Source organism: Aureispira sp. CCB-E (assembly GCF_031326345.1).
Classification (GTDB): domain Bacteria; phylum Bacteroidota; class Bacteroidia; order Chitinophagales; family Saprospiraceae; genus Aureispira.
Genome location: NZ_CP133671.1, coordinates 5,960,259 through 5,974,621 on the forward strand (window position 1 = coordinate 5,960,259; position 14,363 = coordinate 5,974,621).

The window sequence follows — 14,363 nt, forward strand, 5'->3', positions numbered from 1 at the left end:
TACGTACTTTTGAGTTATTTTAACAATTTCCAAAGCTTCTTTCAGCCACCTCTTTTACAGCGTGTTATCTTTTCTCTCTGTTTTTACTCAATATTATTCATCACCACAAGAACAAGAACATTCCATATCAATGACATTACCATAAACATCTGTGGAGATATTACAACAACGGATAAACAGCATTTTTAACTGGTTTTTAGCTCGTTGTACTCTTGACTTTGCCCCAGAGTAAGAGAGTCCTGCTTGCTCTGCATATTCCTTTTGAGAAATTCCTTCTAGCTCTGTTTTAATAAACGCTTCTCGGTACTTGGGAGGCAACTCTTCGATTAAAGGCATCAAACATTTTGTAAAATAAAAGTCGGGTTGCTGTTGCTCCAACCAATTGATTGCTCCTCCTTTGGGTTCGATTCCCTCCAAAGATTGCAATTGTTTCTTTTTTCTATAATAATCAATAATTGCATGACGAGTAATTCTATACACCCAAGTTGTTAAGCGGTTTTGCTCCCTCAATGTTTCTATATTGAGATGTATCTTCAAAAAAATATCTTGCAGAATATCTTCCGCATCAAAAGAGCTTTGAACTCTCTTTTTGATGAACCCCAACAACTGTGCTTGAAAGTCATCCCAAATTACTTCTGTTGCCATAAATAACTTATTTTATTTACCTTATGATATGGAATATGTTACTGCTGTTCTTATACTTAAATAAAGTAGCTGCAAAAAATCATCCATTTTATCTTTTTTTATCTAAAAAGGAATCTTCAAATCTTGAATACATTCCTTTTTATCAATAGCTAACTGCACTGCTAGCTAAGTACTGTATTAAAAGACGCAAGATTTCAAAAAAGACGCAAAATTTCTGATTTATCTGAGCACTTAAGCAAATTTAGTGTCCGCAGAAGACAAAAACCTTAAACTTCTGTTTCCGTTTTTCGAAGTCCACAATACTGAAAAATTGCAAAAAGTAGAACAATCAAAGCTACAATAGCAATTAAACCATTACCTAGGTTAGAAATCCCAAATGGTTGTAATAACAATAAAGCCATAGACCCTAACACCCACAATATATCTTGTATAATGATAGCATATACAGCTGCCTTTCGTTGCCTTTTTATCTCCATAAAAATAGTCCCTGCAAAGAATATAAGTCCTAGACCTATTATCCAAAAAGGCCATTGCAGTTGTACGCCAAACCAATGCTGTACCTGCGTCGAAAAAAGTAATAAGATAAAAGCCGATGTGGTTGAAAAGATCGCATTCCCAATCAATGCTTTTTGTAAAGTGTTCATATTGATAATTTTTATGTTGAAATTGATTTTATTCACCACAAAAATCATTTATTTTTAAGAACTAAAATTGATACTTTACGCCAAAAATACCAGATGAAAATAAGTGCGACGTTATTAGCTGCCCTAATTGATTTTGCCAGTTACCGAGGTATTCCTTCAAAACCATTGTATGCTCTTGTGCATGATGCCAATATAGATTGGTGTGCTCCTGATAGCCACGTTACAGCTTCTGACTATTTGCGGGTGTTAAAATCCATTTTAGAGCAAAGTGATTCCGCCAACTTAGGGTTTTATTTTGGTCAATACTTAAATTTAAGTGCTTTAGGAATCGTTCATCAAATTTCTTTGCAAGCCAAAAGTATGGAACAAGCATTATTAATACTACAAACCTATCTAGAACAACAATTTCCACTCTTGGCAATTCATACCCAACAACAGCAGACCTATCAATCGATAGAATTAAACGTTCATCCTCAAGCCTTGTCTTTAGAGAATACGATTTTAGAAAGCAGTTTTATGCTAATAGCTAGAGAATTAACTCTAATTCTGCCCCCCAATAGTTTAGCCCTTCTTGTTCCTCCATTAGAAGATTTTCATTATAATATCTTATCCGAATATGCCCTAAAAACAGGCTCTAATTATGCTTTTGAAATAGATTTAAAAGCATTACAACAAGGAATCAACTCTAAAAACCTGCAACAAATTGAAATTTTGCTCCCCCAGTACTTAAAAATGCTGCATCAAAACACATCTAAAGAAAGTTTTACAAACAAGACTAAATGCATGATGTTGCACTTATGCTCCCCAGCTCTTCCTTCTATGCAAATGGTTTGCGAACAACTAGCATTGAGCAGTCGTTCGTTACAGCGCAAACTGCATCAAGAAGGTAGTTCTTTTCGAGCAATTAGTACAGCAGTAAAACGAGAACTTGCCGAGTTTCTAGAGGCTGGCAAACAAATGAAAATACAAGACATCGCCTATGTTCTAGGCTACTCCGAGCCCAGTGCTTATATCCATGCTCGAAACAATTGGCAAAACAAGTAATATCTTTTAAGTCAACACTTCCAATATCGCAACATAATCTCCTATCCGACTCTGAACATTAGGATCGTCGCTGTCCCATGCTCCAGTTGCCCTTAAAACCTTTACCGTTATCGACTGATCAAGCCATTTTTCTAATTCCATGCGAGATACCTGCCCTGCTTGTATCTTGATAAAATAACGTTGGTTGTTGATTTCTAAGAACAAACTTTCAGCTCCTTTAATTTTTCGTCCGCCCTTGGTTACGAAAGGCACTGCGGTTACTTTTCCCGTAATAATTTCCATAACTCACTCCCTTTTTTGCAAGCACCAAGTTGTCATACAACGCAAGCCTTGCACATTAGTTGTTTTAATGTATTCCGTTAGTACCCCTTCCAATTTCTGGGTGCATGCAAATAAAAAATCCTCATCTACCAAAAAACGAACCGATTCATCGGGCAGCAAAAACTGCCCCTGCCCTAAGGCTACCACTCGATTCTCAATACCAATATTAGATGCCAAACGAACAAACAAATGACCTCCAGGTTGGAGAACCCTCCAAATAGAAAACAGCATTGCTTCAAAATGTGCCCTGTCCTTTGCAAAATGCAAAACCGCATTACAAATGACCACATCAAAAAAATTCGATTCAAAACTCAACTGTTCGATACTTTCTACCCTAAAATTTTCTATGGGGTTGTTTGGATGCCATTGTTTGGATAAGTTTTGTACCTGCTCTACAGCCTCTATATTTTGATCGGTTCCATAAACATCCCATTGCTCCTGTAGAAAGTAAACTAGATTGCGACCACCTCCACATCCCGCATCCAAGACTCGTTGCCCATCTTCATAACGTCCTTTGAGTATTTGATCCAACAAATAAATATCTATATTTCCTAACTGTTTCTTTAATTCCATATTTTACAACTATTGATACGTTCTTTGTCAATCCGTTAACCTTATTCCGTCATAATTACACTTACAAAAACACCTCTGCAATCATACAACGAGCACTTCCCCCTCCAATAGCTTCTATTGTTGGGATTGGCATGGGCAACAAGATTGCATATTGTTCTAGAGCTTGTTTTTGGGTGCTGGTCAAACAATCAAAAGCACGTTGCGAAAGCACCACTATTTGTCCTTTCGTTCCTTCCAAGGCCAACATATTACCTGCAAAATGACTCACTTGTTCCAAACTTATTGCAATAACATCTAAATTACTAGAGTGAAATTCTTCCATTACTTTTTGACGTTCCTTCTCGTCTCTAATACTTTCTAAGCAAATTACAACAAACCCCTCTCCAATGCTCATCATAACGTTGGTATGATAGATAGCAACACCATTAACATCACAAGCATTAAAAGCAATTGCTTGATACCCTAAATGTACCATTAAGTTTTCAAATAGCATGGCATCGGTTCTTGGAGAAAGGCAAGCATACGCTTTGCGATGGTTATGATCAAAAATAATACTCCCTGTTCCTTCCAAAAATCGGTCTTGTGCTTCGTACGATGTATAATCAATCTGTGTCACGAAGTCTTTTTGTTTTTCCAACCACTCCAAGACAGCTGGGTTGCGTTCCAAACGTCGATTGGGCGTGCACATAGGATACAGTACAATTGTCCCATCTCGGTGAACGGAAATCCAATTATTGGGAAACACAGCATCTGGTTTACGGGGCTCCGTACTATCCTCAAAGACTTGTACAGCAATTCCTACACTCCTCAATTTGGCAACAAAGGCATCAAACTCTTGTAATACCTTGGCTTGAATTTTTTCGGGCGTCTCTTCTAATTTTGTTTGAAATGTATTGGATGCAGCCGTCTGTGTATTGTAAGAAAAAGAAGCAGGACGTACTAGGAAAACTGTATTTGTAATTTGCATAACAATCAAGATTTTGTTTTAATCAACTCCAATGCTTTTGCCATAGCCACATCTTTCTTTTGTAACAAATCATCTATCGAAAGTACGATAGGATAATCAGGCATTAGGCCTCTATTCGCATTTTTAGGTTGTTGGGGCAATTGGTTTTTCACCCATTTATTGGGAATTTTTATCTGTATTTTAGAATTTGGTAATAACAAGTAATGAAAATTTCCCGCTGCAAACCCTTCATAACGACTTCCTGTTTCTTCTCCAATAACAACAGCCTCTCCATAGTCGTGTAAATATTGTGCAATTAAAGCTGCCGTAGAATACGTCCCTCCATCTGTCAAAATATAAATTGTACCTTTAAAAAACCATCGATTTCGTTTAGGAAAAGATGTGATAACGTTGCTACCATCCCAAGCGATTAATTCTCTCAACACTCCTTTTCTTTTTTTAGGCAATGCAAAAGGCAATAAGGCATCTACAAAGTCTTTCATTCCTCCCACATTTCCTCTTACATCCAAAATCAAGTGCTTGACTTTATTTTGTCGCAACCTTTTGAAAATGCGTTCATAAAATGAAAACGCTTGTAGATCATTTTGCTGAATAATGGCATCGTCAAAGCTGCGTAACGTTAAGGTTCCTATATCTTTCTCGATTGCCAAGCTATAAACGGCATTAATTCCTCTGGGCACTTCTTTTTTTAAAGCCCTTTTCCTAGACCATGCCGCCATTTCGGCTCGTGTTAATGCTTTTAAAGAAACTTTTTGCGGGAGGATTGTCCCTCGTTTTTTATACTCAATCAAAAATTGTTGCGGTCGCTCTACGAACCAAAAATAACGGGCGGAAAGTTCTTTACTTAATCGCTGTTGTTTGAACGTCTCAATGTGTCCGTCCGAACTTGTATACTCAAAAATTAGGCGTCTAATTGCCGCCATACTACGCCCATTAATAGACAAAATTTCATCACCTTGCTCTAAAACATCCTCTTCACTCAAATTATTCCAAACATAAGCCCGTTCTCCTAAAAATTGAACACTCAATGGCAAACTTTTGAAGTTCCCTTCTAAAAAGCCATGATAAAAACTATCTTTTTCGGTTCCTATTGTAAGATGCCCTTCATCAACTCCCTCTACTGCCAAACAAAGTAATTTAAACCATTCAAGCGCATCTATTGGTGTTTGAATAGCTTTTTTAATAACCTCTATTTTTTTTTTGAACACTTTTTCTGAACCATACACATACATAGTAGGATTATAAGTTTCTAAACCGGTCACCAAATAATCCAAATCCTCTTGCAGCTGACTGGGTGTCAATTCTTTTATTACAATCTGTGCCGTACAGTCATGACAAGCGATCCCCCATATTAACAGCCCCAAAAAGTATATTCTATGCTTCCACCTTAACATAACAAGTTCTAGTCTCTAAATTTTCATGAATAGGCAAATTTTCTCTGTGTGCTTTTAATTCCATTTGCCACTTTTCTAGGGCATCTACATTAGGCAAATTAAAAAGCGTATCAAGTATATTTCTTACCATAGAAGATTCTCTCAAGACATAACGTCTCACAAAATTATCAATCAATTGATCCTTTCTGCTAAAAGAAATAGAACTAGACATCTCAACATACTTTTCTAGCAAAGTATCCATTGCTATTGTTTGTGCTTCGTCTGGTAATTTTTCCCAATTATCATAATAATTAGCATATTGTGCATCCGTCCAAGTCCCCAAAGCAATAGAATCTGTCAAAGCCTTATAAAATTCTAACATCACTCGATCTGTACGCTCATGGTCTGGATATACTCGATTGTACTCCATTTCATTAAAATAAGGGTTATAAAACTCCAGTTTAGCCACACCATCGCCTTTAGCTTCAAATACGAGTACGCCTTCTGATGGTCCTCCAACCATATCTTCCTTACCGACATAAAATCGACGGTCATCGACATAGTTCACAACAGTACTATCTGAATTAAGATGTTTTAATGTATAATAAATCGGTTGTACTCCTGCACTGTAAGAATATAAATAAAAAAGTTTCTCACCTATTTTGACCGTTACAGTGTCATTTTCTATCAACGGGATGCCTGCTTTTAGCAAATCTTTGTAGGCTTTCTGCTCATGTGTTTGGCAACCAGTTAGGATGAGCAAACAACACCAGCTAAGTAATATATTATATTTTATCATTGTGTTTGAAATTATTTGTGTTGGGGATCTGTTTTAACTTTTTTTATACCAATTCATATTTTAATAGTGAATAGGTAGTAAACATGCTTTTGGTAAAGACCTTAATCTCACGTTCAACGTCAAAACTTGCCAAACAATTCCTTTAAAATGCATCTAAATTTTTATAAGTAAGTGGTCAGAAAAATTCTGGCTAAAAAATAACCTTATTTTTAGTTCTAATTAATAAACGTAGTGACCACTAGCAGCGTATAGCTAAACCTATAAAATACAATTCTTAAATATTAGCACCTTGCTTGTTTTCGTTTTTTGCCCAGCCTATTTTTATCAATTACCTTTTGAATATACGTACTCGCCAAAGGTACCTTGCAAGCCGTTCCTCCCATTTCTACGCTTACTTTACCAATCTTTTGGGCAACTTCTTGAGCTTTTGTCGTCAAAGGAGTAATATAAGACCCTACAGCAATAACAAAACCATTCATTGTGTAACGCACTCTATTGGGCGCGGTATTGATTTCATTGACAACTTGATCTAATAATTGACTATATGCTTCGATATCCAACTCTTCATCCTTTTTGATAGAAGCAACATTAGATAAGGTTGACCATCCCGCAGAAGCGACCGTTTCTTTTTCTGACGCTATCCATTTTTGAGCAATTTCAAAACCAAAATCTGTCTCAGCAGCTACCCAAGCTACAGTATATTCACTCAAGTAGTACCAGTAAGCTTTTTCTACCCAATCTTCTAAATGAGCGACTGTAATTTGTTTCTCATCCGCCATCAAACCAGCCAAATACATTGCATCTGAGTTCCCTGTAGCGTATAATTCTAAAGACAGTTCGTGATTTTTTTTTGTTTTCTTTAAAATTTTTTTCAAATCACCAACTTTCACTCCAAAGAAAGGTTCTTTTGCACCATGTTTTAAGAGTGTGTTTTTAGTTCGTTCGTCTCCCAATGCTTCTAGCTCGGTCAAAACTTCTTTTAGTGTCATTGTTTATAATTTAGAGGTTATTCTATAATAATATTCCATTGATTATCATACTTTTACTACAAAGACCAGCAAAAATACATCTTACTAATAATCAACTGTTCAGCACTTACAAAGTACCACGCAATAACAGCATAGTTAACTAAAAGCGTAGCGCTCACCAAGTACCACGTAGTAGCAGCGAACCCAGCTTGCTGGCTCATGACCGCAGGGAGTAACTAAGCTAACTAATACGATTTTCCAACGGAGTAATGCTATAAATAAAAAAGTGTTTGTTTTAGTTCATTTTTGTCTATATCAAGCTAAATACCTTGCATACAATGCAAAATTTTGTACAGAACAAACAACTCTTATTTTCCAAACTTAGAGTTTTTTTTATAATCGTCGTAATAGATTAACTTAATTTTTGGAGTAGAGTATTTGACAGTTGGGCAGTTGAGATGCTAAATCAGAAATGATTTCTTCATCAATTTGAGTGTTCAACAAGTATAACTTCTCTAGTTGAGTAAGGTTATAAATACTATTGGGAAGTATTGTTAGTGGGTTTTGATTTAAATTAAGCTGTTTGAGAGCAAGCAGCGAACCGATGCTAGAAGGCAACTCCGCTAATTTGTTGCCCGACAAATCTAGATAACGCAACCCTTTTAATCGCTTGAAGTCAGTATGAATGGCATATATTTGATTGTGTCCCAAAGCCAAATATTCCAAATGATAACTCCTGTCTAACTCCGCTCCAATTACCGTTAAGCGATTTCTATTCAAATTTAAATGCTTTAATTTTTTTAGCTGTTGAATAGATACAGGAATGGTTTCGAAACAATTGGATCTATAGTTTAAGGCTTCTAAATTGGGCAATAAGCAAATTCGCTTATCCCATGTGGTTAATTTTTTTTGCTGTACGCCGTATGCTGTTCTGGTATAAACCGTAATAACGGCTTCTTCTCGATCCGAAAAGCCTCTATCCTCTTCTTCCCACGCCGTTAAAATAGTTTCATTACCTTTATTTAACCACGCAGCTATCTTCTCGTATTGCTCCCAATCAAACAAAATCCCCAAGGATTCAATCAATTGAAAAGCAAGACTCATATTTTTTAAATCTCCTGAAGACAATAAATTAATTATTTTCTGCTTTTCTAAGTTGTCCATAAATATTTCAAGAATTTAGGTCTTACTCTCGAACTAAGGTAAAAGCAGATTGTACAGAAGGATTATCAGTATCTATAGGTGTTGAGGTGGGTAGGTAATTGGTTTTACTGATGTGTAAACTTATATTTTTACCTATATTTTGAGGCGGCAAGACCAAGTAGAACTCATAAGTTCCATCTTCTTTAGTCAGCACTTGCGCCCCCATTATTTGAACCAGTGCTTCGTTAATTGGCTCATTTTGTTCGTTGGTCACTTTTCCTTCCAACTTAATTGTACTAAAAAACACTAAAGGAGAAAGTGGATCACCTCCTTGATGGGTTTTATTTTTATCAGAAGAAGTAATTGGGATATCTGATCGGGCGCCTTTTTGATTTCTCAAAAGAACATTGATAGAATCTTGTGCCGAAGCTAAATGTTTAGAAGCATGAAAAAATCGTTGGCGCTCCCAATATCCCCAAGAACTAAAAACAATGCCACTAAGCAATGCTACCAATGCAATGTCTTTGATCCGCCGCATTAGCTTTTCTTTCTTAATTGCTTTTTTACTCTTTCTAATATAATATTGTTCTTCCTCTATCAAATCCATTCGTTCTATAAATGGGTTGATATAAACAAGTTCTCGTTCTGTTAACAAGAAATTTTTAGACGATAGATAATGTTGATAACGTTCGTGTACCATTTTAGTAGCACGCGCCCTAGCTTTGTCTTCAATCGAAGCTTCTTCATATATTTTCTTGGCAATAAAGTCGTGTGCTAATTCTATTTTCATAATCTATTTTCTATTACAATAGTTTTCTTACAACAATTATCACAAGAAACAACTATCTATTAATTGCATAGATCGAACAACATTTTATGAAAGTTCTCTCAAAATACGCATTTCTTTAAAACGAACAACGCAGTAATCTATTATAGCAGGTTCAATATTTTTAGAACGTTTTAGACGTTTTTTAATTTGTTCCAAATCTATAGCGTGTTTTGTGCCGTTATCAGTCACCAATTCAAACAAGATATCTAGCGGTGCTCCTTTTTTGGCATTTTTATACTTCTGAGCCAATTCCTTTTCCAAAACATCTAATTGTTGGTCTAGGAAAGTAGACATAACATCCTCCAAATTACCCGTCTCTTTAATCAAAGCTTCATCAAACACAATGGGGGCATTAGGTCCATTTTTTTCTACCGCCATTTGATATAGACGATCTAAATAGACCTGCAAATTTGCTAAATCAATTTCATGATTTTTATCCCTTAATTTTTCAATAATTAATTCAGAAATTTCTTTTCCTCCTGGTGTTTTTTTCAGCTCGATATTAAAGCTAGCCGTTGTTCCTTCAATAACATCTTTCAAGTTCTTACTATTCATTTTTTCGACCCGCAAGCGATTATCAAACAGATACGGAATAATTTCTTCAAATTCTGACAGATAAGCAATGTATTCTTCTCGCATCGAAATAAGTACCTTGCATTGCAAATCTTCTTCGAGTAATTGATAAATCATCTCAAAAAAGATTCTTTGCTCCTCCTTATCACCAAGGATAAAGATCTCTTCAAACTGATCAAAAATTAAATAAATGGGTTTGAAATAATCTAAATACAAAGAACGGACTTGATCAATCATAGAAGTAGAAGGGTCGATCTTTTTTATCGCATGCTCTTGGAACTCCTCTTTCATGGATTCCATGATATTATCTTTTCTGCGAATAAAAATAGGATGCCAATCGGTTGATTCAAACTGATTGCCCAATCCACAATTAATCAAACTAGTTTTGCCAGTACCAGAGGCACCATATAACAAGACCAAATTGGTCTCAAATATTCTATCGTATAATTCATATGTTTCTTGAGTTCTACCAAAAAAGATCGCTTTATCTTTTTTGTCGTAAGAATCCAAAAACTTGAACGGACTTTTTACTTGTGTTGCCATAAGAGCTAATTTTTAACAATTGATAAGAGATTCTTTAAAATTTTAGATGTGAGCATTTTGTTATTTCAATAAGCTCTAACTGATTAAATCTTTTTCTAAAATCTCAAATTGTCGTTTGAGAACAGCATAAGGATTAATAACCTGTGTCGTTGTAGAGGTTCTTCGCCTACGTCTAGAGCGCATTCGACTTCTAGTGTTGGTAGGCTGTTCACTGTCCTTGCTTGCTCCACCAGGTCCATCTATTAAGAACTGGTCAGATGCTCTTTCTTGCGCTACATAAATATTGTGAAATGTAGCATAGTATTTATAATCTCTTTTAGGGTCATCCCCTTCTACTCGGTGTGCATACATAAACAACTGTTGTTCTGTTGCTCTATCTTCTGTAAGACCATCTCTAAACGCATTTTTGTCAATAATAAAAGGCGATAAGTTCAAGAAGGTGGTCGGATCTTGCAAATCCGAAGTCAAAATTACAGAAGAGTTGTTGGTAAAGGTTTTATAGATTCTAGCTTTCATTTTTTTACTTCCTTCACTCACTGCAATATCTCCAACTTTAACATTTAGTCGACTGATAAAATGGTTAAATTCTGTATCCATATTTCTATGGTTAACCACATGAATATCCCGAACGGTCACCAAATCGTATTTTATGGTAAAGGCTAAATGGTACAATATAGTAGATAGATAATACTCCCCTTCTACACATTTTTCAAAGGTTTTATTTTCTAATGCCTCTAAATTTCCAGTGTGAATAGCAGCACGAAGAGATTCTAAATAAAGATACGCTTCATGCAATTCGGTATGGGCATCAAAATCTGCTACTACATCTGCAAATTCAGGAATGGCAAGTTCACAATCAGCATCTAAGAGAAGTTTAGTTGCCTCTACAAAGTTTTTAAAATAGTCGAATTGCCCAAATTGTTTGTGATTCATATAAAGCATATCTACCAAAAAACTCTTGGCAGTAAAGGTTGCTGCACGCTTTTCATCCCACATTTGAGACATCACAACATAAAAAATGAATTGGCTCGTCATGATATAGACACTTACAATTTGCTTTAGGCGTTCCATAGAAGGCGTATCCATATCACCATCTTTTGCCACTAGCAAACGCACTTGCGCCCCAATAGGCCAAGGGAAATTTTGAATAATCTGTAACAATACAGCTCTAGGATCCAATTCGTCATCATCTTCATACGTACACAAAGCTTCTAGTTCTGGTTTGACATCAAACATAGGGAAAATGACTTCCTCTATATGCATATTTACCTTGAACTTAGACTTATCAATAGCTTCTGCTCGGACGTTGTCTTTGGGATAATACTTAGGCATTTCCCAGTTGAGAGCCTCCTCACTATTGTCATTGAGATACAGTCCCCAAGGCATCTTATTTTTGTCGCCATGTACAACGGCATCGCCACGGCGAACAATTGTTGCATCAAAGTCTCCTCCGTAGACAAACTTCATATTGGCTACAGCGCGACGAAAGGCAGATTCGATGGTATGACCATTGGAAAAGGAACGATAAAAATCCTCTGCAAAAACAACTGCTTTTTCGTCATTAATAGGCACTGCCGTAGCAATAACAGCCTTCACACCACTTGTTAACAAAAACTGCACTTGTGCTTCGGTAGAACAACCATTCAAAAACACCAACTTTAAATTGGGCAACTGTCCAAGTAGTTCTGCCAGACCAGCAGCATTGCCATCACCACCTTCAAATCGTAGACTACCTCCATCGGCATGTCCTCCATAGTGAAAGATGGCAATTCTTTCGTCAAAACGTTCTATGGCTTTTTTGATATCATCAGTAGTGGTGCTTTCTTCTCTAAAAACTTCTATGGTTCCTTTGTCATGGTGTGTACTTAGGATATAGTTGAGCTTTTTGCTCTCTTTTTTTAGATTATCTAGATAGGCATCCTGCTGATTCGCAAATGTCAATAATATGACAGGACGTTCAATCATATAATGTTATTGTTTTTAATTTTTTTCCAAGTATCCCCTTCCAATAGAAGAGATTTTTAGTACACTGCCCATTAAAAGTTTTCTTATTTGCACAGAGTATGTTACAATCGTTTAACAAAGCTCCCCTAGTGATTGTTACAGGCAACTAACGGGTTTGTTTTATATTCTAAAAAGAACCTAACATTATTCAATAGGTTCAAATTAGACCATCAATTTTTGGGCTTGTTCAACCCATTGATCCCTTGAGATGGTTTGTTCTGAAAACCCTAAAGCAGCTCCTAATTTAGCCACAAATGCTTCATCAAAATGGCTAATCTGCTTGTAAGTGTAAATTCCCAGTTGATTCAATCGTTGCTCAACAAACATTCCGATACCATCAATTTTCTTCAAATCATCTTTTTCATCTAAGCCTGCTCTAGGAATAGAACGACCAATCTCCTCTAATACCGTATGTTCATAATCCGCTTCTTGGTTATAATATCGTTTGTCATCCTCTGTTTCATCATCAGAAGCAAGCAACTTATCTGCTTCTATAGGAGCATACAATCCTTCTACATTCATTGCCTCTATAGCCTGATTCAATGCCGCATTCATTTCAGAATGATCGTCATCACTAAGTTCTACTTTTTCAGATTCATCTATAACAGGATCTATAAAATCTATTTTAGGCAACTCTTTATTTAATAAATCTTCATTTTCTATAAATCGTTCACTAGCTACCTCTTCTTCAAAAAACAGTACTTTTTTGAACAATTCTGCTGTACCTTCTAAATGGCGATTCATCAATTCCTCGTCTTCGAGTTCCTCTTCGTCCGACTCCATCAAAACAGCCTCATCCATATCTTGATAAAACCCTTGCAAACTCATTGCATCGTCCACCTGTAGAAGTACCTGTTCCATTTTTTCAGCCTCATCATCATTTACTTCTATCGTCTCTTCGTCTTTCTCTTCGTTGGTTACAACAGTATTTTCAGCCAATGCTTTTTCCAAGTAAATCTTGTCTTCAATTAGCTGGCTTTCATCATAATCAGAATAGAACCCATCCTCCTCCATATTGGTTTCAGCCTCTACCAGCAAGTTCACCAGCAATTCCTCCATTTCTGCTTCTTCGTTAGAGTTGGATTGCTCTTCTGCTAAAAAAGGCGCCAATCGCTCCATTAGGTCGCTGTTCTCTGCCTCTAATTCTCGAACATGAGTTTTCAAATCAACCAACTGTATCTTTAAATCTTCGTCATTCGTTCCGTCCAACTGTTGAGTAGCTTCAAGATTCAAAACCATTTTTTTCAGTTCAGCTTTTTGCTCCAAAGCAGCATCCAAATCTTTTTTCAAAAGATGAACGGTTTCATTCGCCTTTGATAATTTTTCTTCTGTTGTTTTCAATTTCTTATCTGCGGCAAGCTTGCCATCTGCCACCAACAAATGATTTTTAATCATTTCCGATTTTTCCTGCTCTACTTCCTCAACCAAGCCTTTCATATCCTCCATTTTAGCAAGCGTTTCTTCATGCTCCCTAGACATCTTTTTGTACTCCTCTAACAACTTTTCGTTTGCCTCCTTAAAATTGCGCGCATTATCTTTATACAACCCCAGATCTTCTGTAAGAACTGCGATCTGCTTTCCTTGAGCAATAACCTTGTCGTTTTTTTCTTCCAAGTTTGCCTCAGCCGTTCTCAGATCTTCACTAGCACGCCCCAACTTAGCATTAACAACTGTATAACGTTCTGATAAGTCTTTATTGTCTTTTTTCAAGACAGTATTTTCATCGCTCAAGTCTTTGTTTTGCGCTTTTAATTTTCGAGCTGCTGGCCAATGCGCCAATAAAGCCCAAACAAGCATTCCTAAAAGAAAACTAATGAGCATAAGAATAACAAAGACGATAGTTTGTGAACTATCGCTTGTTGAAAAGAATTTTATAAATGCGTCTTGCATGAATGATTGGATTGTTTAAATTGGTCCTTAGATTTTAATTTTATTCC

Annotated in this window: 14 protein-coding genes; 1 reads left to right on the forward strand and 13 read right to left on the reverse strand. The window is 36.2% G+C overall.

Going from position 1 to position 14,363, the window contains the following annotated elements; all coding sequences use genetic code 11:
- Positions 1-93: 93 nt before the first annotated feature.
- Together sigZ and QP953_RS23215 are read right to left on the reverse strand one after the other, a co-directional pair.
- Positions 94-645 (reverse strand): RNA polymerase sigma factor SigZ, encoded by a 552-nt coding sequence (gene sigZ / locus QP953_RS23210; RefSeq protein ID WP_052595185.1) that lies wholly within the window; start codon positions 643-645, stop codon positions 94-96.
- 266 nt (positions 646-911) lie between these two features.
- Positions 912-1,289, reverse strand: a complete 378-nt coding sequence (locus tag QP953_RS23215; RefSeq protein WP_309553108.1) for a hypothetical protein — start codon at positions 1,287-1,289, stop codon at positions 912-914.
- A 93-nt stretch (positions 1,290-1,382) separates the two neighbouring features.
- Here QP953_RS23215 and QP953_RS23220 point away from each other — a divergent pair, with 93 nt between their 5' ends.
- Positions 1,383-2,333, forward strand: a complete 951-nt coding sequence (locus QP953_RS23220) for an AraC family transcriptional regulator ligand-binding domain-containing protein (protein ID WP_309553109.1) — start codon at positions 1,383-1,385, stop codon at positions 2,331-2,333.
- Between the two features lie 6 nt (positions 2,334-2,339).
- On the opposite strand, the gene QP953_RS23225 is transcribed toward QP953_RS23220, so the two are convergent.
- The 11 genes from QP953_RS23225 to QP953_RS23275 all read right to left on the reverse strand — a co-directional run bounded on the left by QP953_RS23225 (position 2,340) and on the right by QP953_RS23275 (position 14,316).
- Positions 2,340-2,615, reverse strand: a complete 276-nt coding sequence (locus QP953_RS23225; RefSeq protein WP_309553110.1) for a hypothetical protein — start codon at positions 2,613-2,615, stop codon at positions 2,340-2,342.
- A 3-nt stretch (positions 2,616-2,618) separates the two neighbouring features.
- On the reverse strand, positions 2,619-3,227 hold the full coding sequence (locus tag QP953_RS23230) for a class I SAM-dependent methyltransferase (protein ID WP_309553111.1): 609 nt from the start codon (positions 3,225-3,227) through the stop codon (positions 2,619-2,621).
- 61 nt (positions 3,228-3,288) lie between these two features.
- A complete protein-coding gene (ctlX, locus tag QP953_RS23235) occupies positions 3,289-4,194 on the reverse strand; it encodes a citrulline utilization hydrolase CtlX (protein WP_309553112.1) in 906 nt (301 codons plus the stop codon).
- Between the two features lie 5 nt (positions 4,195-4,199).
- Positions 4,200-5,558 carry a S41 family peptidase gene (locus tag QP953_RS23240; protein ID WP_309553113.1) on the reverse strand — a complete coding sequence of 453 codons (1,359 nt, stop codon included), beginning with the start codon at positions 5,556-5,558 and terminating at the stop codon, positions 4,200-4,202.
- 10 nt (positions 5,559-5,568) lie between these two features.
- The gene (locus tag QP953_RS23245) at positions 5,569-6,366 is read right to left on the reverse strand and encodes a hypothetical protein (RefSeq protein WP_052595164.1); all 798 of its coding nucleotides are present in this window, start codon (positions 6,364-6,366) and stop codon (positions 5,569-5,571) included.
- 281 nt (positions 6,367-6,647) lie between these two features.
- Positions 6,648-7,355, reverse strand: coding sequence for a DNA alkylation repair protein (locus QP953_RS23250; protein WP_309553114.1), 708 nt, complete (start codon positions 7,353-7,355; stop codon positions 6,648-6,650).
- Between the two features lie 396 nt (positions 7,356-7,751).
- Positions 7,752-8,498: a leucine-rich repeat domain-containing protein gene (locus QP953_RS23255; protein ID WP_309553115.1), complete on the reverse strand. Its 747-nt coding sequence runs from the start codon at positions 8,496-8,498 to the stop codon at positions 7,752-7,754.
- Positions 8,499-8,520: 22 nt separating this feature from the next.
- The gene (locus tag QP953_RS23260) at positions 8,521-9,267 is read right to left on the reverse strand and encodes a hypothetical protein (protein WP_309553116.1); all 747 of its coding nucleotides are present in this window, start codon (positions 9,265-9,267) and stop codon (positions 8,521-8,523) included.
- An 84-nt stretch (positions 9,268-9,351) separates the two neighbouring features.
- Positions 9,352-10,422 (reverse strand): ATP-binding protein, encoded by a 1,071-nt coding sequence (locus QP953_RS23265; RefSeq protein WP_052595156.1) that lies wholly within the window; start codon positions 10,420-10,422, stop codon positions 9,352-9,354.
- A gap of 75 nt (positions 10,423-10,497) precedes the next feature.
- Positions 10,498-12,387, reverse strand: a complete 1,890-nt coding sequence (locus QP953_RS23270) for a CHAT domain-containing protein (RefSeq protein WP_052595153.1) — start codon at positions 12,385-12,387, stop codon at positions 10,498-10,500.
- A 201-nt stretch (positions 12,388-12,588) separates the two neighbouring features.
- The gene (locus QP953_RS23275; RefSeq protein ID WP_052595152.1) at positions 12,589-14,316 is read right to left on the reverse strand and encodes a hypothetical protein; all 1,728 of its coding nucleotides are present in this window, start codon (positions 14,314-14,316) and stop codon (positions 12,589-12,591) included.
- Positions 14,317-14,363 lie beyond the last annotated feature (47 nt).